The following is a 26,482-nucleotide window of genomic DNA, read 5'->3' as shown; positions in this document are numbered from 1 at the left end:
ATCAATACGGCAGCAGTATAGTAAACTCGCTGCCCTCTCCAGGTTCCGACTTGCAAATTAACTTTCCTCCATGTTGTTCTACCACAATTTGATAACTGATAGACAATCCCAAACCCGTCCCCTTACCTACCTCTTTAGTAGTAAAAAACGGGTCAAATATTTTACCCAATACCTCCGAACTCATCCCCACACCATTATCAACAATGCGAATTGCTACTTGATTTCCTTCGGCGACTTCAGTGCAAATCTGAATTGTCGAGTCAAATTCTTTCCCTCTTTTTTCGCGAGACAAAGCATCAATAGCATTAGTCAGTACATTCATAAATACCTGATTAATTTCTCCCGGATAGCAGTTCACTAAAGGCAAATTGCCGTACTCCTTGAGCACTTGAATATCAATTAATTTGTGATCCAAAATCATCAACGTGCTGTCGATACCTTCGTGGAGATTAACCCATTTTCTATCTGATTCATCTAGCCGAGAAAAGTTTCGCAGCGACAGCACAATATCGCGAACTCTCGCAGCACCCACTCTCATTGACTCTATCATTTTAGTGAAATCAGTCATCAAAAAATCTAAATCTATTTGCTCTGTTTCATTGACTATTTCTTGCACGGGATTTGGGTAATGATTTTGGTATAAACGTAGTAAATCTAGTAAGTTTTCAGCGTATTCATTGGTGTAATGTAAATTTCCATAAATAAAGTTAATGGGGTTATTAATTTCGTGAGCAATTCCCCCTACCACTTGCCCTAAACTGGACATTTTTTCACTTTGGATTAGCTGCAATTGAGTGTGGCGAAGTTCTTCCAATGCAGTATGCAATTTCTCAGTTCTTTGCGCTACTCGCGTTTCCAGAATAGTATAAAAACGGGCATTTTCTAGAGAAATAGCTGCTTGTGCAGACAATATTCCCAAAATTTCTAGCCTGTCGCTAGTAAAAGCACCCTTTGTTAAATTATTTTCTAAATAAAAAATTCCCGTAAGGTTGCCTTGATGGATAATTGGCAATACCAGGATAGATAGGGGTTGATTGCTCGCAATATACGGGTCAAATTGAAATTGATCTGTTCTAGTAGCATCATCTAAAACCAAGTATTTTTGAGTTATTTCTACATAGTTAATCAAGGAAATTGGGAGAAGATCGGATTCTGCCATCGGGAGAGATTGTAACACGATAACATCATTAAACTGACCTGTAACTCCAGCTTCTATGAATAATTGATTACCTGTCTTGGCAAGAAATAATACTTTTTGAGCGCCTGCATTTTCCTTCACAAGCTGTACGAGTTTCTCTAGCAAGCGGCTGAGGATAATTTCGCTCGAAACAGCTTGAGATGCTTTGATAACAGTTGGTAAATCCAGCATAAAGCTATTGTCAACAGTAGTGGTAGCAGTCATGATATCAACATTTTTAGATATTGCTCCTTGATTGGGATCAACTAAATAATGATAACGGGATTCTAAGTATTTAACTTTTGCTATAGCTCCCCAGCGGATGTAGGCATAATAAGCTTTTGTCAGATAAGTTCGAGCAATTATCTCTTTATCCCAAGATTGATAAAACTCTCCCGCTAATTCATAGGCTAATGCTTCTTCTTGGATGTAACCGTTAGCAGCCGCTCCTTTAATAGCGAAGTCATAATAATCCATTGCTGCAAGTTTATCGCTAAAAATTCTAGCTTTCTCAGCTTCAACTAAGTCGTACTTGTGCTGATAATTCATGGGTGCATGGTAGGCCCACTTTTTCATGATTTGCTGATTAGAGTTAACAATAGCTAAGTCTGCTTCTTGATTGTCACTGTCAGGATAGTGAGCGAGGATGGCCAGCGAATAGTAGAAATTGTGTACCCCAACAGTGATTAAGCCGATCGCCCCATCTGCGTATTCTGCCGCTAATTTACCGCTGGCCACAGCCGCAGCATAATCTTTAAGTAAATAAAGCAGCATCAATTTAGCAACATAAGCTGCAAACAGCGACATTCGATTATTTTCTTTCTGCCAACGGGACATCACAGCAGGTTCATCCAACCTGCCGCTAACTAACCGTACTTGCTCTGCTGTTTTGCTTCTTAAACTTGAAGCAATTACTTGCCAAATTTTAGCATAACCTATGGCAAATTCGTGTTTATTTTTTACCAAAAATTCCATATAAATGCTTTGTTTTTCCGTGACATATTCTAGCGGTTGTCCCACCAGAAATAAATTAGTAATATAGTGCTTAGAATTATAAATTGCCCATTCTAAGTCACCACTTTCCACACCAAAATTTCTTCCTTCTAGAAAGGAAGCAAGTGTATTTTTAGTAGACTCTTTCCATATTCTTATATGACCATTAAACATTACATAAACCTTAGCTTTCTGTTGGCTAGCATTAAATTGTACTAGCAGCTTTAAAGCGATTAGTCCAGCGTAGTAGCCAGCTTCGATGTCGCCTTCGATGCCGCACAGCATCATTCCATAAAGAGTATAGGGAAAACTAGCTAATGCTGAATGACCGCGATCAATACAAAGATTGACCATAGTCAAGACGAGGGAGGACACAATTTCAGGTTTGGCAATATAAGCAGGAGGATAGAGGGCTGTCAGGATTTCCATAGCTGCCAGTTGATAAGGATCTGTCATAACTGGCAGATTGGCTAATTCCTCAATTCGCGGCAATTTTGGCACTGCAATGGTGTGCTTATCTAATAGGTTGACTCCCAGCATTTCCAGCACTTCTAGACCTGTTTCAACAGCTTTTAGCATCTGGCTTTGAGCCTGATAAAAAAGGATCTTGAGCTGATACACTTTCACTATGTCAAGCTGGTTTTTAGCCCATCGCAAAACCACTTCTGCCAAAACTTCTGCTTGCTCAAAGTTGGTGTTTAAATATTCTGCTTCCAGCGTCTCTACATACAGCCGCAGCGTCATGTTATAGTTGCAAACCCAGCTATCAGGTGCTAATAAGGAAATTCCCACATTCAAATACTTAACAGCGGGTTCATAAGCGTTAGCTGCTTTTGCCTTATGCCCAGCCATTAAATTTAATCCTGCTAATTCATCTTTTTCTGATTGCAGGCTCAGACAATCAATTCCTACATTCAACTGGTTGATAATATCAAAAATTTTCTCTTCTACTTTATCGGCGGGCGTCTTTTCCAACAGCAATTTACCGATACTAAGATGAGTGGCTTTCTTTTCATCATCAGGAATCAGCGAATATGCAGCTTGCTGGACGCGATCGTGCAAAAATTTATAGCTGATTCGCGAAGAATCGAAAGTTAAATTAGCTCCTCCTTCTCCATCTAAAAATAAAGGAATGAGGTAACTCTCATTCAATGGAAGTATTAACCCCGCTTGCAAAGCATCCCAGAGTTCCGTCGCAGTGACTGATGGAGATTTTGCGTTGACAGTAGAGAGAACATCTAAAGTGAATTTGTCCCCAACACAAGCGGCTAATTTCAAAATTTCTCGTGTAATCTCTGGCAATTTTTGAATCCGACTGGCTACCAGTTCCACTACACTCTTATCTGTAATACCAATAGCTTGAATCTCCTCAATGTTCCACTGCCACTGCCCTTTTATCCCGGTAGACAGCAGCCGGGTAAAGTCAAATTTTAAAAGTTTTTCTTGATAAAGAGTGTTGAGCAATTGCGTCACGAAAAAAGGATTACCACCAGTTTTATTCCAAATTAACTCCGCTAAGGGGTGAATTCTTTCTGAGTCATTCAACGTCTCAGAAATTAACTCAGTCACCTGGGCTAAAGAAAGAGGTTGCAGCACAAATTGGTTGATAATAGTCCCCGTTCGTTCAAGGTACTCTACTGTTTGCATTAAAGGATGTGTAGAGCTAACTTCATGGTCTCGATAGGCTCCAATTAATAGTAAATATTTGCTATCGGGGTCAGTTGCCAGCAATTCCATTAATTTCAACGTCGCTGAATCTGACCACTGCAAGTCATCAAGAAATATGACTAATGGATGCTCTTTTTGCGCGAATACGTGGATAAATTCTTTGAATAGCCTGTTAAAGCGGTTTTGTGCTTCAGTTGGGGCAAGTTCGGGAACGGCAGGCTGTTTGCCAATTACCAATTCTAGTTCGGGAATCACGTCAATAATTACTTGCCCGGAATCACCTAGTGCGGCTAAAAGTTGATGTTGCCAATCTTGTAATTTTTTGCTATTTTCGGCAAGTAACTGCTGGATCAAAGATTGAAAAGCTTGAATTAAAGATGCGTAAGGTATATTCCGCTTGAATTGGTCAAATTTACCTGAAATAAAATAACCCCGCTGTCTGGTGATGGGTTTTTGAATTTCGCTAACTACGGCCGATTTGCCTATACCTGCATAACCCGACACTAGGATCAGTTCAATTTGGGAAGGGGAAGAATTTTCCTCGCAAAGATTAGCTACACGTTCAAAGGCTGCCAATAGTTCGCTGACTTGTGTTTCCCGACCGTACAATTTTTGAGGAATCAACAACTGACTCAATATATCTAAGTTTCCGGGGGTAAAATCGACTATCTTGCCTGTAGTTTCTAACTGATTTAAACAATTTTCTAAATCGGCTAACAATCCGCCTGCGCTTTGATATCTATCTTCGGCATTTTTGGCCATCAATTTCATCACAATTTGTGAGATGGCTGGTGGAATGTCTGAATTAATTTGATGGGGTACAATTGCTTGAGATGCTATGTGACTGTAAACTATCTCTAACGGGTCGTTACTCATAAATGGTAATTGACCTGTCAGCATTTCATATAAGGTAATACCGAGAGAATAAAAGTCGGTGCGGTAGTCGAGGGTGCGGTTCATTCTCCCGGTTTGTTCGGGAGACATATAAGCAAAAGTACCGACTATCGAGTTAATATTATTAATTTGGGGATTTTCTTTGGACAATCGTGAAGCAATCCCGAAATCTGTCAGTTTAATAATTCCTGTTTGGCTGTTGAGGATGATATTGCTCGGCTTAATATCTTTGTGAATAATTTTTTGAAGGTGTAGATATTCTAAGGTTTTTATGAGTTGGATGCCAAACCTCAAACAAGTGATGACTTCGAGCTTTTGTCTGGACATCAGGCGATCGATAGATTCGCCCTCAAAGTCTTCCAAAAGCAAGCCCAGACGGTTGTCAAAGGTTTCTAGGCTAATGACTTTAACTAGGCCCGGATAATCTAAATGTTGGCGAATGCGATACTCGTGCTTGATCCGAGTAATTGCATCGAGGGTAGGATATTCAGCTTTCAGGATTTTGAGTACGGTTGTCTCCTGCTGGGTGGGGATTTTTCCTCGATAAATAATCGTTTCGATACCTTCGTGGAGAGTGGAGTGGATTTGGTATTGCGAGAGAAATTGCATGGAGTTATCCTAAGAGTTGAAAATATATCTGATTCGAGTCGCTGTTCGCTGTTGACTGACGGCACGACCACCCTCAACCCTCAAAAGTCTTGACATTGCAACTGTTATATGCTTAATTCAACCATCTAGTTATGCCAACAAAAATCAAGCTTTATTTGCTTGAACAAGAATACAATTTATACATAAAATGATAGTATTCAGGCAATCAAGCCATTTTGCTACTATTATTCTCAATTAATATCCGATCGACAGCGGACGGCAACCACACCCCTACTATTCGGGTCTCCCCACTGTCCCTACCCCCTTAGCAAGATACATTGTTAAAGAAGGAAATACACAAAAATTTACATCTATAATTTGTGTAGTGTTCCAAATCGCTCCTCACCAGCAGCGATACAGCCCTCGCCAAGACAGTAGGATAGAAAAAATATGTTTGAACGCTTTACAGAACAAGCCATTAAAGCAATCATGCTAGCCCAAGAGGAAGCGCGACGCCTCGGTCACAATTTTGTAGGCACCGAGCAAATTCTTCTGGGGCTCGTCGGCGAAGGCACTGGCATCGCTGCAAAAGTATTACTGGATATGGGCCTCAATTTGAAAGAGGCGCGCAATGAAATCGAAAATATCATCGGTAGAGGTTCCGGGTTCCTCCCACCGGAAATTCCTTTTACGCCCCGCGTCAAGCGCATTTTTGAGACGGCGCTGAACGAAGCGCGGCAGTTAGGCCACAATTACATCGGCACCGAGCACATCCTGCTAGGGCTGATTCAGGACGATGAAGGGGTGGCGGCGAAGGTGCTGCAAAACTTGGGAATCGATCGCCAGAGAGTCCGCACGCAGGTAATTCGTGCCGTGGGAGAAGTGGCGGCGGTACCTGGAGGTAGGGGAGATAGCGGCGATCGCAAAATCCCGACTTTAGAAGAATTTGGCACAAACTTGACCAAGTTAGCCGCAGCCGGCAAACTCGATCCCGTGGTGGGCCGCGAAAATGAAATCGAGCGTGTGATCCAAGTGCTCGGCCGCCGCACGAAGAACAATCCAGTGTTAGTAGGCGAACCGGGAGTAGGCAAAACCGCCCTCGCCGAAGGCCTAGCCCAGCGGATTGTTAATAGAAACGTCCCGGAAATTTTAGAAGACAAACAAGTAATCAGCCTCGATATGGGTTCGCTGATTGCTGGTACAAAGTTCCGAGGCGAATTTGAAGAACGGCTAACGAAAATCATGGCCGAAATTCGCGCTGCCGGCAACATCATTCTGGTCATTGATGAAATTCACACCTTAGTCGGTGCAGGCGCAATTCAAGGTAGCATGGACGCCTCCAATATGCTCAAACCAGCCCTTGCTAGAGGCGAATTGCAGTGTGTTGGCGCCACTACCTTGGACGAATATCGCAAGCATATCGAGCGCGACGCTGCCTTAGAACGCCGCTTCCAACCGATCAAAGTCGGTGAACCGAGCGTGGCTGAAACAATAGAAATATTGTACGGGTTGCGATCAGCCTACGAACAGCACCACAGACTGACGATTTCCGATGCAGCTATAGAAGCAGCGGCTACACTGTCAGACAGGTACATTAACGATCGATTTTTGCCAGACAAGGCGATCGACTTAATTGACGAAGCAGGTTCCCGCGTCCACGTCTTGAACTCGCAAACCCCGCCCGAAGTTAAAGAACTCAAAAAACAACTTCCGGCTGTTAGCAAAGAAAAAGATGCTGCTGTGCGCGAACAAGACTTTGACAAAGCTGGCAAATTGCGCGATCGCGAATTAGAAATCGAAGCCGAAATCGCCGCAGCTACTATCAACAAAAGCCAGATCAGAATCTCTCCCATCGTCACCGAAGAAGACATCGCCCACATCGTGGCTAATTGGACGGGAGTACCAGTCAGCAAGCTGACAGAATCCGAATCGGAATTGCTGCTGCACATGGAAGATACTTTGCACCAGCGCTTGATCGGTCAAGAAGAAGCTGTCAGCGCAGTTTCTAGGGCTATCCGTCGCGCACGGGTAGGCTTAAAAAATCCCAATCGCCCGATCGCCAGTTTCATCTTTTCCGGCCCCACAGGCGTCGGCAAAACGGAACTTACAAAAGCCCTGGCCACTTATTTCTTCGGTTCCGAAGAAGCCATGATTCGGTTAGATATGTCCGAATTCATGGAACGCCACACGGTTTCCAAACTCATCGGTTCGCCTCCCGGTTACGTTGGCTACGACGAAGGTGGCCAACTAACAGAAGCAGTCCGGCGCCGTCCTTACACGGTCATCTTGTTCGACGAAATCGAAAAAGCTCACCCGGATGTCTTCAACATGATGCTGCAAATCTTGGAAGACGGCCGCTTAACTGATGCTAAAGGTCGGACAGTAGACTTTAAGAATACACTGCTGATCATGACCTCAAACATCGGTTCGCGAGTGATTGAAAAAGGCGGCGGCGGTCTCGGTTTCGAGTTTGCTGAAAGTGCCGCAGACGGTCAGTACAACCGCGTTCGCAGCTTGGTAAACGAAGAACTGAAACAGTTTTTCCGTCCCGAATTTATCAACCGCTTGGATGAGATTATCGTCTTCCGCCAGTTGAACAGGGAAGAAGTCAAGCAGATTGCGGACATTATGTTGCAGCAAGTCTTCAGCCGCTTAACCGAACAGGGTATTACTTTGTCGGTGACAGAACGGTTCAAGGACTTGTTAGTTACAGAAGGCTACAATCCCAGCTACGGTGCTCGACCTTTGCGCCGCGCAATCATGCGGTTGTTGGAAGATGTACTGGCTGAGGAAATGCTGTCTGGGAAGCTGAAAGACGGCCAAAAGGCGATCGTGGATGTGGATGAAAACGGTCAGGTTAAGGTAGTGCCCGATGGTTCATCTGAGCCGAAATTGCCCGAATTCGCATTAAGCCATTAATGCACTCTACAGACGGATAAATACTGTTAATTAAAAACCCGGTTTCTCCGAGAAACCGGGTTTTTAATTAAATAATACCCGTTAAAAAAAAGCAAGTTTAGGCACGCTCCAAATCCTTATATAATCAGTCATATCAAATTCGGTAGCATCGGAATTATTCCTCTCTGTATTCTCTCCCTCTGCGTTCTCTGCGCCCTCTGCGGTTAAATCATTCCGATACAACCGGAAACGATATCATTCCCAATTCTAAAATCTAAAATCTAAAATCTAAAATCTAAAATGGTATGAGTTATGACTCTATTATCCCAACACATTATCTACAGCAATTTCTACATCTGGAAAAGCAAGAATTGATAAAACCTGACCCCGCTGAAATCTTTGAATATTTTGGTATCCCGAAGGAGAAGGTTCGCGATAAACTACTACACATTGCTCGTTAATATCTACCTGCCAAACTTCTACAATATTGTCTTCGGCATAAAGAGGAATTTTGATATTTCTGTCAGTTTCAGCGGTTGCATCCGCCACTTCCACAATTAGTAAAATATCCTCAGACTGAGGATGTCCCGATTCGTAAAAATCATCGCGCCGTCGCAGTAAGGAAATATCCGGTTCAGGTTCCGAGCGATCGTCCAATTCTACCGGATCTTGAACTCCAATGGTTACTCTCGATAATAAGCGGATATAGAATAACTCTGTCAGACGCTTGACATGAGATGTATGCCTTCTACCGACGGCGGCCATTTGAACGATTTCTCCTCGAATCAATTCAACTTTATCATCTTTTGTCAAGATGCCAGATTCAATCATCTGATGATATTCTTTTACTGTGAACAGGCGCTTCATAAACTGAGTTGTCATAATTTATTTATTTGGCGCTCCTTTTAGTTGCCCTTTTTCTGTTTCATCGCCTTTGCTGCTTTCACAATCTCAAATCGCGGCGCAAAAAAAGGAATTTTTACCTATTGATCTTAGTTTGCTTTTAAGGTATATTTTAGATAATGGGAGTAGTAACTTAATTTTTAAAATTGCCACTATTCCCATTATTAAATAATACATTGTCAAGCTAACAGTGTCAAGCTTTTTACCCAAAAAAAAAAGGGCGATTTTTCAAAACTTCATCAACAAATAATCATAGGGTTAGGGTTTTGGTAAACCCACCCTAACCACCCAACAAAAGTTGATTAAGGGAAAATTTAATCCCACGATTGCAATTGTACAACCCAATGCTGCACGACAGCAGAAATGCGATCGCGCCGCGTTTCAAAAGTAGCAGCAATCCAGATAAATGCAATGCCAAAAGCCAAACCAATGGCCCATTTAATCAGCGGATAATCGAAGATTAGAACCACCAACTGATAGAAAACATTGATTAAAAAAATTCCCGTTCCCACAAACAAAAACGCCCGAACTCGCAGCGCCAAACCCGCTGCAATCGCCACCAAACTAAAAGCTGCCGCAACTAAACCGTGGCTTTGCTGAGTCAAAAGAGGCATCCCGCAAATCAGCGCCGTTGCGAGCATTCGTAGAGTGTGGCGTAGCGGTTTTTGTGCGGGTAATTTGAGAGTGCGATCGAACTGAGTAATATAAAGGAAAGAAAGTCCTAAAGGAGTAACATAAAACTCTGGCTGAGTCAATCCTATTTCCCCAAACCACCGCAGCAATATCCAGTCAATTATCGCCACACTCACATAGGTACAACGGACTTCCTGCCTTTCCCAAGCTAGGAAAACATAGAAGGCGGCAGCTATCAGCAAGCTAATCGGATAAAACTTAGCCGGACTTTCCAAAATAGTAACTATTGGAATCAGCAAAGCAATTACCTGCCAAGGTTTTTTTGACCAACCCCAGTTGTCCCAAGGCAAAATGTAAATGAAATAGGCAAATAGAGAAGCGAGGGCAACTTTCCAAGGCCCCAGCGGCCCGGAAATATACTTAACTAAAGGCGTATTGATCCAGTAAAGCCGGATACCAAAGGCTTCTAGCCAGCCCAAGTAAATCCAAATTTCTGCCCATTGGCGATCGAGATTATTTCGCCCTTGCAAGAAAGCATATTGAACTAATAAAGCACCAGTGACTAATCCTAAATTGAGGCCGGATTTAATATCATTGGCAGAAGCCCAAATCAGCAGCCAACTGCTCAAAACCCAGTGCAGGTGAGCAAATATTTTTAACTCTGCATTAGTTAAATGTAAATAATTGCTGAGCCAAGGAGATAAAATGCGATAAATATATGTTAAAGCTGTGCCGAGAGTGGCCAGGACAATTAAGCCGTCGCCAAAAGCTCCTTCTGGTGTTTGAAAAAGTTGATAGAGTAGCGATTCGTAAGCAGCAACGGAGACGCCAATTAATCCTAAATAAACCAAAGGTTTGAATTCTGGCTCCCGCCTACCAATGCCGATCGCAATTAAAGACGCACCCAACACAGTTAAACCAGTCCAATTCGTCAAAGTGTGCGATCGGAAAGTTAAACCCAATACCCCGTAAACCAAAGGTATAAAATGAATGCTAGGTAAAATAGTTGGATCGCGGTGGCGGCGCCGCCACACATCGCCCAATAATTGCGTAGACAATCCGAGAGCGATATTAGCAACTGCTAAATTAATCGTCGTGCGATCGACAAAACTCAAACCGACTGCTGTCAACAACTCCAAACTCCAAGCCAAGGCATAAATTGCCAGAGGGGAAAGTTGGCGTAAACTTCGGAAAATAATCGCAGCCATTATCACCAAAATAGCAGCCAAAACTTCAGCAGAGGGCGAGGAACTCAAGTTACTGCCTGCGTACAGTTCAAAAGAATAAAAAGTAATAGTTGTTAACAGCAAGCTTGCCAGTAAGATTGCCCACCCATCTGCAGCTCGATCGTAAATTTCAGCTAATTGAGAAGACTCAGGTAAACGGCTGGAAAAACGAACAATCATGCTGCGAAGCAACCACAGACACAAAAGAGCGATCGCCCCGGCAATTCCCCAATCCCAACCCGAAACAAAACCTAATTGATCGATCACCGCAGCTACGAAACTCAAGCCAAACCCCACTCCAATCGCAGCCGCTGGTAGCTCGACTAAATAGTAAGTATTGACCAACATTAATCCGGCGGCAACCCCCAAACCAATTAATCGATATCCCGGAAAAATAAAAATTAGAAGTTGGGCAACTATTAAAGCGATCGTACTAAATGTACTGGCAACTCGTTTGTGAGGAACCTCAGTATATTTAGCAACAGCAGTCAAAGCCAAAGGAGTCACCAGCCAGAGTAAACTCCACTGAGGGCGGTGAGTGGCAGTACCCGCAATCAAATAATTTTGCATCAAGACAAAGCTAAATCCTGCTAATACTAAGCCCAGATACCAGGAACTTTGGAACCATGCAGGATGCCAGCGTAAAAAGGCAGAGTTTTCTTGGGAATTTGCCGCTTTCATCCAGACAAAAAATACCCATTCACTCGCCATAAACATTAATAATATTGCCGACCAAATATTGGGGGTCAGGTTTGGGAAAAATAAGTCAATTGCCGAAGCGATCGCGCCTAAACCCATAATGTGAGTTATGGGAACCAAAATTGCTGGATTTCCCTGTTGCTCAGCCGCAGAATCCGGCCTCGCAACTCGCCGGGAATTATCTGGAATTATGTATTTCCAAGCGATCCAACCTAAAATTAAAGTAGAGACTAATAAATTGAGCGATCGCCAAAACGGATTGACAAAACTAATAACAGTTAAAACACTCCCCAAACCGAGAGCAAGGTTTTCGCCAAAACTGGCAAGTTGAAACTTTCGCTTGCGGTAGAGCCACTGCGCTGCACTTACCATTAAAATTAAATAAGGCAACAGCAGAACACCCCAAAAAGCCCAAGGAGTTTCCTGAGAGTTTGTAAGCTGAGTTAAAAATGCCACAACTTGTGTTTTAATCCCTAAAGGAAGCACTCGCCAAAACAGCCAAATACTTTGAAGTCCCACCGCCTCCAGCATTAGCAAATCAAACTCTTGCCAAAACCGCACTAAACGGTTATAAAAAAACCAAACAGCCAATCCGCTAACTGCGATCGCCTGTAGCGGAATGTCACGAAAACAAACCAGCCACCCCAAACCCAACAAACCCATTCCCGCTAATTGCCATTTAAAAAAATTGCTGGGATTTGGCCGATCGGATATATTGTTTTCAATAGTCCCAGATGTGAGGGGGTGCTGCCAATCTAGCCATGCTAAAAGCACGCCACAAATCGCCAAAGCTAAACCCATTTCAGCGATATTTACATCCTTGACAAATATCGCTCGACCCAGTAAAATTCCTAACGAATAAGCTACTAAAGCTGCTTTTTTGTAAGTCAGAAAATCTCTGCTCAAACTGAAAGCAGCGGGGAACGTTTCAGTATTTCCCCCACCTTGGATAGATTGCAATCGTTGTTGCTGAACTTGATAAACTGTAGTAGCAGCAGTTCCCACTGTACCCACATAAACCGCAGTAAGGGCAAAGCCTGCCAAGGCCCACCAAGAGTGCAAATAACTCAATCCCAAGTGATTTAGGGCGATCGATCGAGTGATGTTTTTTCCTGAACAGCTTTGATATTGATATTTGATAATCCGGGCAGTTATCCAAGTCAAAATAAGTGCCGCTGCGATTGCTACCGCCCAATCCCAAGGATACCGCCACAATCCAAAAGTATCCATTGCCCAAAAATTGATCGGCACTAGCAACAGCGTCACTTCTTGCAAAGTTTGAGCAGTCAAGTGCAAATTCTGCTGTCTGTTTGCCCAACTGCTAATCGCCCAAAAGGTTAAAGTATAAGCTAACAAAACTCCGTATTGTCCGGAGGCAGGAAATCTTTCCCACTGACTGGCAGCTAAGACTCCAGAGGAGACAACTACCATGAACACTCCTAAAAACAACAGCCACACCACGCTAATTTCTGCCATTAGCGAGTGCAAAATTTGAGCGATAAAATTAGGGGTTTGAGTAGTTTCTGTGGGCCTAGCAACGCTTTCTCGGCTGCTAGGTACTGCTTTTTGCGTTGATAAGGCAGGTACTTTAGGCTCGGCAATAGGATCTCGCGGGTTTTCAATTTCAGAAAAATCTACAGCGGGATCTCTGATTGGGCAGACTAAATACTGTCGGCACAATTCCTCAACCTCAGCGGGCGAAAGTAAACCTAGCCGCAGCCACGCATCTAAACCTGTCAACAACTCAGGATGCGAGGCTAAGACGCTCAATTCAATTTTGCTCGATCGATCTTTGGGAGACGACATTGGCTTAAACTTGTACTAAGTACCTTCAAGCTATAGCCTAGATTAATGTCGAGCGAACATGGCAACATTCCGCCATCGCAATTGGCACAATAAGTATTTATTACTAAATATCTGTTGCAGCAAGTGTCAACCGATAAAAAAAACCGCTGATGGGCCTAAACTAGCGTGCCTCAGCGGTGAAAAACTCCCAATTAGGACACAGCACCGATGTCCTTACCGATGATCGACATACAACAGTTCTCAATCTTGGTGAGGTATGCCCACGGAGGCCACGGATCCCTATGCCCGCTTATCAACCGTGCACCTCATGTTACTGAGAAAGGCTATATTTCAACAAAGTGTCCACACTAGCATTGTGGTCTATGAAAGAAAACAAATGTTTGAAGAGGAGTTTTCCATCTGCATTCAAAACAAACTGAGCAGGCAAAGGAGCACCTAAAGCCTGACCGACTTGATAAGCACGAAAAACTTGACAGCCTGGATCAGAAAGCAGAGGCATTTTCAAGCCTAAATCTCTAACCACAATTTGGCTTTGGCGATCGTCGGTACTGGCAACCATCAATAATTCTATATTGCGATCGGCAAATTTTTCCCAGTTTTCATTCAAAGCTTTAATGTGAGGAAAACAGAAAGGGCAATATTGCTTTTCTGTAAAAATCCGCGTAAAAGCCAGGACTACCGGCTTATCGCCCCGATAATTCGACAGCCGCACTAATTTGCCATTATTAATATCCGGCAATTCAAAATCTGGCGTCATCTGTCCCAGCTTCAGAACATTACTCGCCGGAACAGGCAATAGATTTTGGAAAAACCGCTCATTTAACAAGCCGCTAAAATTAGTAGAAGTCAGCATATTTCCTAATTGGGTAATTGCTAATTGCTAATTGGTAATTAAAAATCCGCTTAAATAAATGCCTCTGCAGGTACGGACACGGCAGCGCCGTGTCCGTACAAATATAATCTGCTTAAACCGCAGCAAAGAATACCTTAGACTTGACAGGATCGGGAGTCATGGTCTTGTCACCGGGCTGCCAGCCGGCGGGACAAACTTCATCGGGGTGAGACTGGACGTGTTGGATAGCTTGCAGGGTACGGAGAGTTTCGTCCACGTTGCGGCCGAAGGCAAGATTGTTGATAGTAGAGTGTTGGATGATGCCTTCTTTGTCGATGATGAACAGACCTCGGAGGGCAATGCCTGCTTCTGGGTCTAGGACGTTGTAGGCCGAACTAATTGTTTTTTTGAGGTCAGCAACTAAGGGATAGTTGAGGTCGCCAACACCGCCAGATTTGCGGTCTGTTTGTATCCAAGCGAGGTGAGAGAATTCACTGTCCACGGATACGCCGAGGATTTCGGTATCGATTTTTTTGAAGTCCTCGAAGCGATCGCTAAATGCTGTAATCTCAGTCGGGCACACAAAGGTGAAGTCCAAGGGGTAGAAGAACAGGACTACATACTTTTTGCCTTTATAGTCGGACAGTTTAACAGTCTTGAATTCCTGATCCACTACGGCTGTTGCTGCGAAATCGGGTGCAGCTTGACCAACCCGGAGGCATTCACTGGTCATAGATTTTGTTTCCTTTTTTACGAACTGTTACAAATATATCATACTCATAACGACTACAAGTATCTTCTCGATCAATCAAAAAAAACGCTCTCAAATTTGAGAGCGCAGTTTTTTTGATTAAATAATGGCTCAGGCGGGATTTGAACCTGCGACCTTGGGCTTATGAGTCCCCTGCGCTAACCACTGCGCCACTGAGCCAAATCTACTTCACGATTTACTATCGTAGCACGGTAGGGCTAGCTATGTCTTGTTTTCAAACAACACTCTTTCTAATGACTTCCAGTAAAAGTTATGAGTTTTGGTAATCATTCAAAACCCATAACTTCCGACCAGTCGTTACCGAGAAGCGCTGGACGCATCGTCGGGCAGAAAAGCCATTGGGTTGATAGCACCCTGTCCGGGGGGATGAATTTCAAAGTGCAAGTGCGGCCCGGTACTGAAGCCAGTGCTGCCCATTTCTGAAATCTGTTCCCCTTGAGCGACTCTCTGACCCTTTTGCACCAAAATTCGGCTGTTGTGGGCATAGACAGTCTCAGTGCCGTCAGGATGGGTAATTTCCACCAGATACCCGTAGCCGCCGTCGTTCCACTGAGCATAGGTAACCACCCCGTCTGATGCTGCCACAATTGGCGTGCCGATCGGCCCTGCAATATCAATTCCTTTGTGCATCCGTCCCCACCGCCAGCCGTAGCCAGAAGTAAGAACGCCCTTAGACGGCCAAATAAACCCGTTAGCCGACTGTTGTTTGCCGTTAGGCAGATAAGTATCAGGGCTCGAAAGCGGAGGCAGTTCTGGAGAAACCATGCGTCCCAAAGACGGGTTGCTTAGGGGATCGTAACCCTCGGCTCCCAAAGGAGCAGTTGCCACTACCGGCTGTTCCAGAGTGCTTTTTGGCGTCAGGTTGATCGGTTGCAGTTCCGCTGCGCGAGCGGGGTCTAAACGCTCTTGCTGCTGCTTCTGAACCTGCTGGGACCAGGCTCTCGATGGCGGTCTGCTGATTTCATTCTGCACCGCCTCAGTATATTCGGGGGTGTAGAGATAGGGATTGGCACTTGGCATATCCTCAGACGGGTTGACCGAGGGCCCGTCATTTGGAGCCAGGGACACCGCATTGGCGCCGATCGAATTGCGCGAGGCACGATATTCCTCTCGCAGCCTGACAACTTCTGCCCTCAAGCGTTCGGAATAAGGGTTGAGAGCTTGTGCGGTGGGGAGAGCCTCCGAATTCGACTCTGGTAAAGCGCTAGTTGGATCGGCATTTGAACCCTGGGCGCTAGTATTTGCCACGAAGCTGATCGGCTGCGGGTATTCTCCCGTAGCGATGGCGGTAGCAGTTGCACTGGCTGGCGAGGGCAGGGCACTGGTGTCAACTGCACCTGTAAATGTTGGTTCGCCTTGAAGATCCAGCTTCCGTGGATCGCTAATGGTTTGGGAAACTTGAGTCAGCGGAATGCTGTTAATTTGGGGAACCATCGGCGCTGAAATATTGTTCAGACCTTCCAGGTTCTCCAAGGGAGAGACAACAGGCACTTTGGGCCCCGGTGCTGCAACGCCAGCACCGGCTATTTCCGAGGTAGACGAGCTGGGGTTCAAAGATGCGGGAACCGAACTCGCCCCCCAGACCGATGTAGAGTTGGAGGCAGAATAAGATGCTGCCGCCTCCACCCCTGGATTTTTCAACCCAACTTGGGGAATTTTGAGCCGTTGATTGACATTCAGCAAGTTGGGGTTGCCGAGCTTGTTGACGGAGATCAGATCTTTGGGCGATACGCCGTGACCTTTGGCGATCGCATCTACCGTATCTCCCGGACGCACGCTGTAGAGAACCTCAGCCGGCCGGGCGGTGCTTCCCGCAGGGGGGACTAGCACAGCCGAGGGCAAACTGGGTGTTGCCAAAGACTGTTCTATTGACTCGAATGCTCGATCGGGCGATGCTGCTTGACCTTCCCCGGAATTGGGAATTACAGGTGTGGCATCGAGGTCAGGAATAGTTGTCCCAGTTGCATATCCGGGGGAGGTCAGCGTCGGTGCTGACTCGGGCACAAATGCCGCAGGTGTAGATAAATTTGCTCCCCCTTCCGACCCGAACATAGTTCGACCCGATTCTGTGGTGCGGTTTTCCTGTTTTTTCAAACTGTCGATCGCCCCGTCTGCATTCGGGATGTCGATCGAACTTTGTTCCGGTACCGTCGTGACCAGCGGGGTCGCTGCGGTTGATGGCAGCGCTGTCATCGCTGCACTATCCAATGGCTCGGAGCCAGTCAGATTTAACTCTTGTTCGGGATTGACCGTCGCTGCGCGATCTAGCGAAGCCGATGTGCTATAGCCGGCGTTCTGTTGTGGTGTGGCTTCCGTCGCAGTCGGAATTCTAAGCTGTTGGCCAACTTGGAGTATGGTATCGGGTTGGATGTCGTTGGCAGTTGCTAGTACCAACGGTTCTACTTCATAATCCCGAGAAAGCTCCCAAAGGCTTTGCCCCTCCTGCACCTTAACCGTCGCCGGCTCAGAAGGTGCTCCGGGCTGTTGGGCCCTGGAACCGTCAACTTGTGCGGACGTAGCGGGCCCGTTGGCCGATACTGGCTGTACTTCAGCGGTGGATTCTGATGTCGGTGCGAGCTCAGACGCGCGAGCGCTGTCTCCATTTCTCGGTAGCAGGATGCCAGAAGCACCTACCGATATTGCCAGCCCGATCGTGGCGAGAGAGCGAACTCTGCCTGTGCTGAGCGTTGTCTGTTTTGATGGTTCCGCAGAACCGTCTCTGTCGATTTCACTAGCCTGAACAGGCTTAATTTGGGGATATGTTCGTTTCAAAAAAACGACCTCCTACTGAGAAGCGCTAACTGTCCTTGGAAACACTCAAGGGGATCGCATGACGCTGAATTTAAATCAACAAGCAAAAATATTCTGATTGTTGACAGCTATCATGCTTAGGCCAGATTACCTTGCTTTTTAAATTTAGACAAGCTCAAACCGTCATAAATTTTAAAATTCTCGGTCAAACCTGCTGCAATTAACCCCACAAGCCTTACACCGCAATAGCTGGAACGAATACATAAAATCTTCATTCCCGTAAGGCTCTGAACTCTCACCTATTATCAGACTTTAGGCTAATTTCCGGACAACCTACAACCGTATATTTACTAGATATAGTGTTCAGACCCAAGCTGGTACTCGCTGACGCCCTAAATCGCTAAAATCCTCTGTTTTTGTTGCTGAATCCTCTTGGGAGTAATTTGGTGTTGCTGATAACAATCTGTTTTTGAATGAATAAAATATATTAATGTCGGCTATCTAGATTTTCACCCCTTTGATACAAATTTCTTATATTAAAATGGAGACTTGGCAGCCTCCACCAGCTATTAAATATCTATATATTTATGTGTTGATAATGATTTATCCCAGCTCCCCCAACTGTCGTTTAGCCTCAAATAAACCTACAGCGGCGCTGACGGAGAGGTTCAAACTCCTGACTCCAGGCTGGCTCATCGGAATAAAAACTGTGGCATCGCAGGCATCCAAGACGAATTGGGGAATGCCTACAGTTTCCGAGCCAAACATCAGCCAGTCGCTGGGCTGAAATTGGAATTGCGCGTAATTGCATCGCCCGCCAGTGCTGAATCCGATCGAGCGTCCCCCGCGCTGCTCCCGATAGACCAGAAAAGCCGCTAAGTCTTCGTGGCAGTGGAGATTGACGTAGGGCCAGTAATCTAAGCCGGCCCGTTTCAGGTAGCGATCGCTAATTTCAAACCCCAGCGGGCCGACTAAATGCAGTTCCGTGCCTGTGGCAGCGCAAGTGCGGGCGATATTGCCAGTATTCGGGGGGATTTGCGGGTGAATCAAGACAAGTTGGGGCATGAAGCTAATTAAAAGCGTAAAATACAGCTATTGGGAAATTTATCAAACTACCCACAGGTAGATATACCTTATAGCTTTTATTTATAACCTTTGTCGAGCTCCATTGATTAAATATTCTGATTGGTTTTTGGGAGGTGCTCTGCAACTTTTGACAATCAAGCATCCAGGATACCCGCCACGTGATTCATTCCGAAAGCAGACTCAGGATCCAGAAATAAAAAACCTGTATCCGATGAAACTTGCCGAACGTATTTATCCGTGGGGTCAATCTAAAATCTAAAATCTAAAATCTAAAATCTAAAATCGATTGACCGGGAGGTTCGGGCTATTTGTATTTGCTGAGTACGCAGAGGCAGGGGGCTAGTGAAAGCCCCCCTTATCATAACGGCGGGTACTTCAGGCAACTAACTGGGCGCACAAGTTGTCTTCAAGTTCCCATTCTTGGTGAGCCATACCATTAATCCCTTGCAGAATAATACTGCGGGTGTCTGAACCGCCCTCGTGTAGCTTCAACCACTGCTGGGCCGTGTTGCCTTCCCGGAGAATCTTTTTGAGTGGCGAGAGAAAGCAGCTAAAGCCGCGTTTTTTGGCTATAGGCCACACTTCGCGGTAAATTTCCTCAATCCAATCTCGTGCCAGAATAGTTCTGCCGTCTTGCCAGTGGGTAAGTTCGGCATCCAAACTTTGCCGGGATGCAGCAATTTCGTTGGCGTCTGTGAGAGCAACTAAGTCTTGGTTGCGGGTGGCTGCTGGCAAGGTGCTGAGCTCTAAAGGGTCTAAGCTGGGGTCTTCCATCATCTGCCAAATGCGAGCTTCTAGTAAGGCAGTGATGGCTAACAAAGCCAGAGGATTGACTTCGAGGTCGCAAATTCTCAGTTCGAGGCGGTTGAGACAGTAGGGGCGGCGATCGCCATTTGGTCGCACTGCAGACCACAAATGGCGGACGTTTTGCATAGTACCGAGTTCTAGCTGTTCTTCAGTCCACTGAATGTAATGCTTGTGACTTTCAAACAGGGGAACGATGGCGGGAGTTTTGGGAAACAAACCCCACCGAGTGGAATGATAGCCCGTGACTTCCCCGTCGAGGAAGGGGGAAGAGGCGCTCAAGGCAAGGTATAGCGGTGCTTCGACGCGGGCGAGGCGGATGGCGCGCATCAGCATTTCTGGTTGGGAGATGCCGATGTTGATGTGAATGCTGGCGGTGACGACTTTGGTGCCGTAGGTTTGCTCGATGTAGGTGTGGTAGGGGTTGTTGGGATCGGATCTGTAAAATCGATCGCTCCCTCCGAGAGACAAGGTACTTCCCGGCAGCAAGGTATAGTCGCCCAATTGTTTGAGATACTCGCGCAGCCGGACTCGCGGCTTGACTAAGGCGCACAACAGGCGATCGTAGCTGCACAGCGGGGCGGTCGTGTACTCCACATTGCGGCTATCAGGCTCCCGCACAAATCCCTCTAGATCGGCGACTATGCGATCGGAGAGACCGACAACCTCACCTTCGGGAGTGCCGGTATACATTTCTACTTCAAAGCCTTTTGATAGCAGCACGTTTGTTCCTCAGCTAAGTTGAGTGCTAGTTTCTAGTATCCCAAAAATTGACCTGTTCATACTATCTTCCACGAGGCAGAGTTGAAATTTTTCGCGACTGGCACTGAAACCCGGTTTTTCGGCGCAGGCTTTGTTTGAGCGTTTGTTTCCTAGTTGGGGGCCTGCCATGACAAATAATGCCATCGCAAAGAGTTTCCGAGACGGTTTGAGAGTCAGAAAGGCTGTTTGTTCGATCGCGCTTGTGTTTGATTCGGTATTGGGGGCGATCGAACTTGTGGTGAATAGAACCCACTCCTGCCTCAGTTCCACATCTATTTTCTGCCTTGAGGGGGATAGCCGCAGATATATCTTGGGTGCGATTCTAAAAGAGGGCTCTGCAATATTTTTGAGCTATAGTATTAACCCCTAAAAATCCCTGTGAAAGAGCAAGAAAGAACCCCTCCCAATTTTTGGAATATGCTAAGCAATTTAGCCTTAGTCCGGTTTTTGCTTTTATTTGCTTCTGGTTGGGCTGGACTGCAACTTTTAGCTTACTTTGAAACAGCAGTCGCGGTTTTCACCATTGCTGCACTCGTGGCTTTTTTGCTCAACTATCCGGTGCGAACTCTCCAGAGATTTTTACCGCGAAGTTTAGCTGTCGCCTTCGTTGTCCTGCTCACCATTTTAGTTTTTGGCGGTCTCACCGTCACTGTAGGCGTCACTCTTTTATCTCAAGGACAGCAATTAATTGACAGCATGACTGAATTTGTGAATGCTTTTGCGCCTCTGTCCGAGCGCATCGAAGCATTTTTGCGAGCAAGAAACCTGCAAGTTAACCTGCGAGTTATTGAGGAACAACTGCGAAATCAAGCTTTGGCAGGAGTTGTATCGAGTATTGCTTTTTTACAAGTATTTTTAACCAATTTATTGAATTTAATATTAATTATGGTAGTGGCTTCTTTCATGTTACTTGATGGAGAGAGGCTGTGGCTGTTAGTTCTCAAATTTATACCCCGACACCTGCACAGGCGTTTAAGTGTAACAATAGAGAAAAACTTTTTAGGATTTTTTCAGGCACAAATCCTGTTAATGTTATTTTTGACAACAGCAAGTTTTTTAATCTTCCTGCTGTTAGATGTAAAATTTCCCTTGATTTTAGCCTTTATTATCGGATTGTTTGATTTAGTTCCAGGGATCGGAGCGACGCTGGGGATTAGCTTAGTTTGTTTTATTGTATTGTCTCAAAATGTGTGGCTATCTTTAAAAGTATTGGCAGCTTGCATTGTTTTGCAGCAAATTCAAGACAACTTTATTCATCCGAGACTCATGCAAAATTCCCTTAACCTCAATCCGGTAGTGGTATTTTTTGCACTGTTAGTCGGAGCAAGATCAGCAGGACTTTTAGGTATATTTCTGGCGATTCCGCTAGCGGGAGTTATAGTTAGCTGGTTTGACATTGAAGAAATGCAAGCGGAAGGTTAATTGATGCAGCCCTCCTATTTTATATCCAATCCCGCTGGAAAATTCGGTTTTAACTTACAGACTAGAAGTCCCATGCTTCAAAAACTCTCCTGTGCCCAAAGCGCAACTACAAGTAAAGAGAAAAAAGCACTGTATGGTACACCTTACTGCGTACAGTTAATGAATAAATTGCAAGTCAGTAGGAAATCTTTCTTCTTCTGGTTCTGGATCATAAATATAATCGCAGTCAAAACGCAGAGCTTGAGAGTGGCGGCTGATAGAAAATCCGCAATTACTCACCATTTCTGTAGTAAAAGTTGCCATGACTAACTCAATGAGCTTTCTGTAGGAAATGTTAGGAATTTGAACGTAATAGGTGCGTCTGGCAAAAAATATTCTCTCATCTTTCGGGAGAATTATGCCATTAATTCTGTGTGCGTGTTGAATCGGCTTGATATAGGTTTCAATAAACTGCGACTGATTTTTTTGGAGTCTCGCTAATCTTTCGTGTTGCAACCAGCTCATTTGAAACACAATTTTAATAAATTCAAACCCCAAAATGTAGTTAAAAACATTATTGCGTTCTTCTGTACTCAAGACGAAGCGGAGTGCAGATTCTAAATATTGGTCAGTTTCTCGGCGCGATTGTTGAGCTGAGTGGATATAAAATTGTTTGATGTAGCTTCTTAAATCTGATTCGTTTAATTGTTTTTTGACCCGAAATCTGATTAAATACTCTTTGACTCGGTGTAGAGTATCTACATCTTCAAACATTTTTGAGACTAAACCGTCGGCTGTATAATTATCTAAAAATTCTGCTTGCAAGTCGGGAGTAGATGCACACAATATGTAGCAGAGGGACAAGACATAGCGTCGCTGGTTCCAAGGCAAGCTTTGGGCCCAATCTTTAACTTCTACAGGGAGTTTTTGCAGCACGGTATCTGTGTGGGGGAGTTGAGCAAGGTCGGCATATTTATGTTTTTGTTTAATCATTGCCTGAAACCTTATATTAGTAAGTATACAGAGTAATATATGGCAGATGATGGGAGGGGGAAGCTGCGACGGAGGGTTGCAAGTTGTTCTGTCTTATTTTCTTGCCATCTATCTAAATATACATTCTGTAGGGAACATGGGGCGTGATCTGTCTCACACTTTAGCGAGTTTTAAATCACAAATGCTAGCTCTTCGCATCACATTTGGGGGCGACGAGTGCCACCCGTAAAACTTCTTCCCGTCACCGGCGCAACATTGGGTTTCGTTGAGGATTAAGTCGGGTGATTCATGAGTTTTTGTTAGTAATAATTACTGAGTTCAATCATGAAATTGACTACAAGTATTTTCCCGGAAAATCAGTGCCAAGACTTAACTTTTCGCGATCGCCTCTTGCAACAAGTGCGACAGTGGCTTGATAACATTGCCGTGGGAGAGCCACCAGTAACTCAGTGGTGTGCCCAGTTATACGCGCAGGGTGTCATTGTGAGAGAGATATGCAGCTATGGGGACACCATCTTTTCCACATACCGCCTATGTGCAAGCTGAATCCTGTGTATGAGGAATTAATTGGGTTAAGCTTTCGCTCGCCCTCGTTTTTTCCTAACCTATACGGGGAAGATGTAACGCCGTAGCTAATTGAGGGGTGTCATACCTCGATCGCCCCTTGATATCAATTATTTATGGGGTCTGTCGCTCTGGTAGTTGCGAGAGCCATAATTTAAGCCATAATTGTTGATAATATCAATGGATGCCTCTCGATAGGAGTGGGTATCCATCGTGGCGCTTAAGCCAAAAATAACATCAAACGGTAGCAGCAAAAACAATAACTATAAAAATAATTTAATAATCTACGTGGGCTCAGGGAAGTGAATATGTTTAACGCAACTGAACTGCTGATTAAGGCTTTTGTCAATCGCCTGATTGAAGGCTACCGCCACACTTACGGCGGGTTTAAATCTGACTATGGCGAGATTATTGCTTGGGTGGCGAGTATGGCTTTAGAAAATATTGCTAATAGCGATGCTCTTTACCATAATGTCGAACACACTATTTTAGTGACCTTGGTGGGACAAGCAATTCTGGGGGGGAAGCACATCCGCGAAGGGGGTGTTTCCTGCGAAGATTGGTTGCACTTCCACATTGCTTTGCTATGTCACGATATCGGGTATGTTAAAGGTGTTTGCCGACAAGATAGAACAGATTTAGGACTGTATGCGACGGGAATAGGTGACATGAAATTAACGCTGCCTCCGGGGGCCACGGATGCTAGTTTGATGCTTTATCATGTCGAGCGCGGAAAAATGTTTATTGACGAGCGTTTTGGCGGTCATAAACTGATTGATGCTGAGCTGATTAAGCATAATATTGAGCTGACTCGTTTCCCAGTTCCTGCAGATGAAGATTATCAAGATACTGTAAATTATCCGGGTTTAGTTCGGGCTGCTGATTTAATCGGTCAGTTGAGTGATCCGCGATATTTGCAAAAGATTGCGGCGCTGTTTTACGAGTTTGAGGAAATTGGGCAAAATCGGGTTTTAGGCTATCAAAATCCGGGGGAGTTGCGGGATGGTTATCCGAAGTTTTATTGGAATGTGGTTTATCGGTATGTGAAGGATGCGATCGGCTATTTGGAACTGACGCAGCAGGGGAAACAAATTGTTGCTAATCTGAGCGCAAATGTGTTCCGGGTGGAGCATTCTAAGGTAGGATTGGAGGAGGTGGCTGTCGTTAGGTAAGTTTTGGGTAGATGTCGGGCGATATTCAGCAATCCTGTTGATATTGCAGCGCTAAATCTTCGATGAGTTCCACCATTGCGCGAACCATAGGCATTTTAGTGAGAATTTCGATCCAATACCACTGTCCGTTAGGATTGAGTTCGATAAAATAGAGCGTATCATCCTCGTCGCGAATGATGTCGAATGCACCAAAATTCAAACCAAACTCGTCAAGCATTTGATGAAGTTTGTTGAGGTAGTCGATCGGCAAATTGTCGGGAACGTGAACGAGTTTCTCCGGTTCGGTGACGCGCCAATCCAAAGTCACGTCTGCATCGTTGGTATGTTTGGCATCAATCCGGCAAACAAAACTATGCTTGCCGATTAATGTAACGCGATATTCGGCTTTCTTTTGAATGCGTTTTTGAATAAAAACAGGCGCTAATCGAATGCTCTCTCGAAATGCTTCAAGTGTTTCTACATCAATGGGGCGAGTATAGCAAGCATACTGCTTTTCATCATGTAGGAATCCAGAGTAGCGCATCGGTTTGACAATGCACTTACCCTGTTGTGTCACAAAGTTGCAAGCAGCATCGTAGGAATTGGTTACGAGTGTTGGAGGGATAGTAATTCCCAGTTTTTGAGCAATTGGAATCTGATTGATGCGATGGGAAGGCAATCTAATTTTGTAGTAGTTATTGACCCACCTCGCTTTGGGATATAAGCCAGACAGAGAGTACATTAAAGATTCTGTTTCTTCTTGACAATACTTGATTGCCCAAGCATCATCAACTTCTGGAAACACTTGATAATCTTCTGGTTTTCGCCACCAAATCACGCCAACATCTTGAACTTCTCTCAAAGAGTCTTCAAAAGACAAAAAACTTTGACTGGGATTGCCCGAAGCTTGCCACGAGTAAGCATATTTGCTTTTTTTTATAAAACTTTCTGAATTTAATCGAATTGCTCGAATATTTGATTTTTGCAATTGGTTGATAACGACATCCGCATGAATGTCAGTCTCGGAAGTCACGATTAAAAGGTCAGTCATACTATTTTATATTTTAGATTTGAGATAGGAAATGATGGATAATGTATGGGTTTCGAGCTTGTATGCGGTTAGATTTTTTTTGAAACTGGTATCGCAATCAAACTAATTGAAATAATGTTGACAGTGAAAGACCTGTCATGCAAAAATTTATACAGGTCTTTCAAGAACATAAAGGGCGATCGAATTATCTGTTAATTATTAAAATTTCTAGTCGTCTTCTTGCGAGTCCTCATCGGATTTTGTAAAAGGCCAACCAACACTTTCACTCGTGGAAGAGCTCTTAGTACACCAGGAGCCGCTCATGGAGGTGATATTAGAAGTCTGCGTGCTGGGATCGTAGCTAGCTTGCTCTTCGGAAATGCCGTACTTGGGCAAGATGCTTAGGTGCATCATCAAGGGATGCGTTTTTTTGTCGAGAGCGAGTTGGGTAGTCGTCATAAGTTAGTTTCTTTGAGCGATGATTTGATATTCACAATGCTACAGCTTGCCAATTAATTTGTATAGTCGAAAAAGGTCGGATAAAGTCGTATAATATAAAAAGTTTTGATAAAGCTTTAATCGTTTTTGTATTCAAGGCGAAAATAGTCGGATCTAGACGGTTTTAGTTCGATCGCTCGGATATTGTGAGGAGGCGCGGGTGAACGTTAAGGAAGCACTGGCTTTTGCGGATGAAGTTGTCTTTGCGAAAACTGGCAAGCATTTAGATGATATGCAAGTTGGCGTGATTGAGGGCGTTCTGAAGCGACAAAAGTAGGGAGCGTGTCACTTTTGCGATGAGTATAAATACTCGTGAACCCCACCATGACTTTTTTACCCATCATCAGTATAAT

The 26,482-nt window shown here is 44.7% G+C and carries 17 protein-coding genes and 1 tRNA gene; 5 read left to right on the top strand and 13 right to left on the bottom strand.

Annotated features, from left to right (window positions below; all coding sequences use genetic code 11):
- Position 1: 1 nt before the first annotated feature.
- Positions 2 to 5,341 (bottom strand): AAA family ATPase, encoded by a 5,340-nt coding sequence (locus QUB11_RS04405; protein ID WP_333389896.1) that lies wholly within the window; start codon positions 5,339 to 5,341, stop codon positions 2 to 4.
- 429 nt (positions 5,342 to 5,770) lie between these two features.
- On the opposite strand from QUB11_RS04405, the gene QUB11_RS04400 reads away from it, so the two are divergent.
- A complete protein-coding gene (locus QUB11_RS04400) occupies positions 5,771 to 8,239 on the top strand; it encodes an ATP-dependent Clp protease ATP-binding subunit (RefSeq protein ID WP_333199818.1) in 2,469 nt (822 codons plus the stop codon).
- A gap of 300 nt (positions 8,240 to 8,539) precedes the next feature.
- Here QUB11_RS04400 and QUB11_RS04395 read toward each other — a convergent pair whose 3' ends face one another.
- The 9 genes from QUB11_RS04395 to QUB11_RS04355 form a co-directional block, all read right to left on the bottom strand.
- Positions 8,540 to 9,100 (bottom strand): Uma2 family endonuclease, encoded by a 561-nt coding sequence (locus QUB11_RS04395; protein WP_333151151.1) that lies wholly within the window; start codon positions 9,098 to 9,100, stop codon positions 8,540 to 8,542.
- A gap of 335 nt (positions 9,101 to 9,435) precedes the next feature.
- Complete coding sequence (locus tag QUB11_RS04390; protein ID WP_333199820.1) at positions 9,436 to 13,485, bottom strand: hypothetical protein; 4,050 nt, start codon at positions 13,483 to 13,485, stop codon at positions 9,436 to 9,438.
- A gap of 310 nt (positions 13,486 to 13,795) precedes the next feature.
- Positions 13,796 to 14,338, bottom strand: a complete 543-nt coding sequence (locus QUB11_RS04385) for a redoxin domain-containing protein (RefSeq protein ID WP_333389894.1) — start codon at positions 14,336 to 14,338, stop codon at positions 13,796 to 13,798.
- Positions 14,339 to 14,450: 112 nt separating this feature from the next.
- Positions 14,451 to 15,050 (bottom strand): peroxiredoxin, encoded by a 600-nt coding sequence (locus QUB11_RS04380; protein WP_015178160.1) that lies wholly within the window; start codon positions 15,048 to 15,050, stop codon positions 14,451 to 14,453.
- 125 nt (positions 15,051 to 15,175) lie between these two features.
- Positions 15,176 to 15,248 (bottom strand) — tRNA-Met (locus QUB11_RS04375).
- Positions 15,249 to 15,386: 138 nt separating this feature from the next.
- Entirely contained in the window at positions 15,387 to 17,861 is a 2,475-nt protein-coding gene (locus QUB11_RS04370) for a peptidoglycan DD-metalloendopeptidase family protein (RefSeq protein ID WP_333389892.1), read from the bottom strand.
- Positions 17,862 to 18,443: 582 nt separating this feature from the next.
- The gene (locus QUB11_RS04365; RefSeq protein WP_333199826.1) at positions 18,444 to 18,905 is read right to left on the bottom strand and encodes a tRNA (cytidine(34)-2'-O)-methyltransferase; all 462 of its coding nucleotides are present in this window, start codon (positions 18,903 to 18,905) and stop codon (positions 18,444 to 18,446) included.
- Between the two features lie 396 nt (positions 18,906 to 19,301).
- On the bottom strand, positions 19,302 to 20,453 hold the full coding sequence (gene gshA / locus QUB11_RS04360; protein ID WP_333389891.1) for a glutamate--cysteine ligase: 1,152 nt from the start codon (positions 20,451 to 20,453) through the stop codon (positions 19,302 to 19,304).
- A 9-nt stretch (positions 20,454 to 20,462) separates the two neighbouring features.
- Complete coding sequence (locus QUB11_RS04355) at positions 20,463 to 20,762, bottom strand: hypothetical protein (protein WP_333389890.1); 300 nt, start codon at positions 20,760 to 20,762, stop codon at positions 20,463 to 20,465.
- 108 nt (positions 20,763 to 20,870) lie between these two features.
- On the opposite strand from QUB11_RS04355, the gene QUB11_RS04350 reads away from it, so the two are divergent.
- Positions 20,871 to 21,914, top strand: a complete 1,044-nt coding sequence (locus QUB11_RS04350) for an AI-2E family transporter (protein WP_333389889.1) — start codon at positions 20,871 to 20,873, stop codon at positions 21,912 to 21,914.
- Positions 21,915 to 22,070: 156 nt separating this feature from the next.
- Here the strand turns inward: QUB11_RS04350 and QUB11_RS04345 are convergent, their stop codons facing one another.
- Entirely contained in the window at positions 22,071 to 22,886 is an 816-nt protein-coding gene (locus QUB11_RS04345; RefSeq protein ID WP_333199835.1) for a cobyrinic acid a,c-diamide synthase, read from the bottom strand.
- Between the two features lie 324 nt (positions 22,887 to 23,210).
- Between QUB11_RS04345 and QUB11_RS04340 the strand changes: the two genes are divergently transcribed.
- The 3 genes from QUB11_RS04340 (at position 23,211) to QUB11_RS04335 (ending at position 24,622) form a co-directional block, all read left to right on the top strand.
- Complete coding sequence (locus QUB11_RS04340) at positions 23,211 to 23,432, top strand: hypothetical protein (protein WP_333199837.1); 222 nt, start codon at positions 23,211 to 23,213, stop codon at positions 23,430 to 23,432.
- Entirely contained in the window at positions 23,381 to 23,518 is a 138-nt protein-coding gene (locus QUB11_RS31240) for a Mo-dependent nitrogenase C-terminal domain-containing protein (protein WP_445300761.1), read from the top strand. The genes QUB11_RS04340 and QUB11_RS31240 overlap by 52 nt, the downstream gene beginning before the upstream one ends.
- Before the next feature lie 240 nt (positions 23,519 to 23,758).
- The gene (locus QUB11_RS04335; RefSeq protein ID WP_333389888.1) at positions 23,759 to 24,622 is read left to right on the top strand and encodes an Npun_R2479 family HD domain-containing metalloprotein; all 864 of its coding nucleotides are present in this window, start codon (positions 23,759 to 23,761) and stop codon (positions 24,620 to 24,622) included.
- A gap of 25 nt (positions 24,623 to 24,647) precedes the next feature.
- On the opposite strand, the gene QUB11_RS04330 is transcribed toward QUB11_RS04335, so the two are convergent.
- Positions 24,648 to 25,652 (bottom strand): MvdC/MvdD family ATP grasp protein, encoded by a 1,005-nt coding sequence (locus QUB11_RS04330; protein ID WP_333199840.1) that lies wholly within the window; start codon positions 25,650 to 25,652, stop codon positions 24,648 to 24,650.
- Positions 25,653 to 25,859: 207 nt separating this feature from the next.
- Entirely contained in the window at positions 25,860 to 26,090 is a 231-nt protein-coding gene (locus QUB11_RS04325; RefSeq protein ID WP_333199843.1) for a hypothetical protein, read from the bottom strand.
- Positions 26,091 to 26,482 lie beyond the last annotated feature (392 nt).

The sequence above is a fragment of the Microcoleus sp. B6-A1 genome, from assembly GCF_036705085.1.
GTDB lineage: Bacteria > Cyanobacteriota > Cyanobacteriia > Cyanobacteriales > Microcoleaceae > Microcoleus.
This window is presented reverse-complemented; position numbering and strand designations above follow the sequence as displayed.

Bases quoted from the DNA above. Each gene is read 5' to 3' on its own strand.
- QUB11_RS04405 (WP_333389896.1), bottom strand. From the start codon at position 5,341: ATGCAATTTCTCTCGCAATACCAAATCCACTCCACTCTCCACGAAGGT.
- QUB11_RS04400 (WP_333199818.1), top strand. From the start codon at position 5,771: ATGTTTGAACGCTTTACAGAACAAGCCATTAAAGCAATCATGCTAGCC.
- QUB11_RS04395 (WP_333151151.1), bottom strand. From the start codon at position 9,100: ATGACAACTCAGTTTATGAAGCGCCTGTTCACAGTAAAAGAATATCAT.
- QUB11_RS04390 (WP_333199820.1), bottom strand. From the start codon at position 13,485: ATGTCGTCTCCCAAAGATCGATCGAGCAAAATTGAATTGAGCGTCTTA.
- QUB11_RS04385 (WP_333389894.1), bottom strand. From the start codon at position 14,338: ATGCTGACTTCTACTAATTTTAGCGGCTTGTTAAATGAGCGGTTTTTC.
- QUB11_RS04380 (WP_015178160.1), bottom strand. From the start codon at position 15,050: ATGACCAGTGAATGCCTCCGGGTTGGTCAAGCTGCACCCGATTTCGCA.
- QUB11_RS04365 (WP_333199826.1), bottom strand. From the start codon at position 18,905: ATGCCCCAACTTGTCTTGATTCACCCGCAAATCCCCCCGAATACTGGC.
- QUB11_RS04345 (WP_333199835.1), bottom strand. From the start codon at position 22,886: ATGATTAAACAAAAACATAAATATGCCGACCTTGCTCAACTCCCCCAC.
- QUB11_RS04340 (WP_333199837.1), top strand. From the start codon at position 23,211: ATGAAATTGACTACAAGTATTTTCCCGGAAAATCAGTGCCAAGACTTA.
- QUB11_RS31240 (WP_445300761.1), top strand. From the start codon at position 23,381: ATGCAGCTATGGGGACACCATCTTTTCCACATACCGCCTATGTGCAAG.
- QUB11_RS04335 (WP_333389888.1), top strand. From the start codon at position 23,759: ATGTTTAACGCAACTGAACTGCTGATTAAGGCTTTTGTCAATCGCCTG.
- QUB11_RS04330 (WP_333199840.1), bottom strand. From the start codon at position 25,652: ATGACTGACCTTTTAATCGTGACTTCCGAGACTGACATTCATGCGGAT.
- QUB11_RS04325 (WP_333199843.1), bottom strand. From the start codon at position 26,090: ATGACGACTACCCAACTCGCTCTCGACAAAAAAACGCATCCCTTGATG.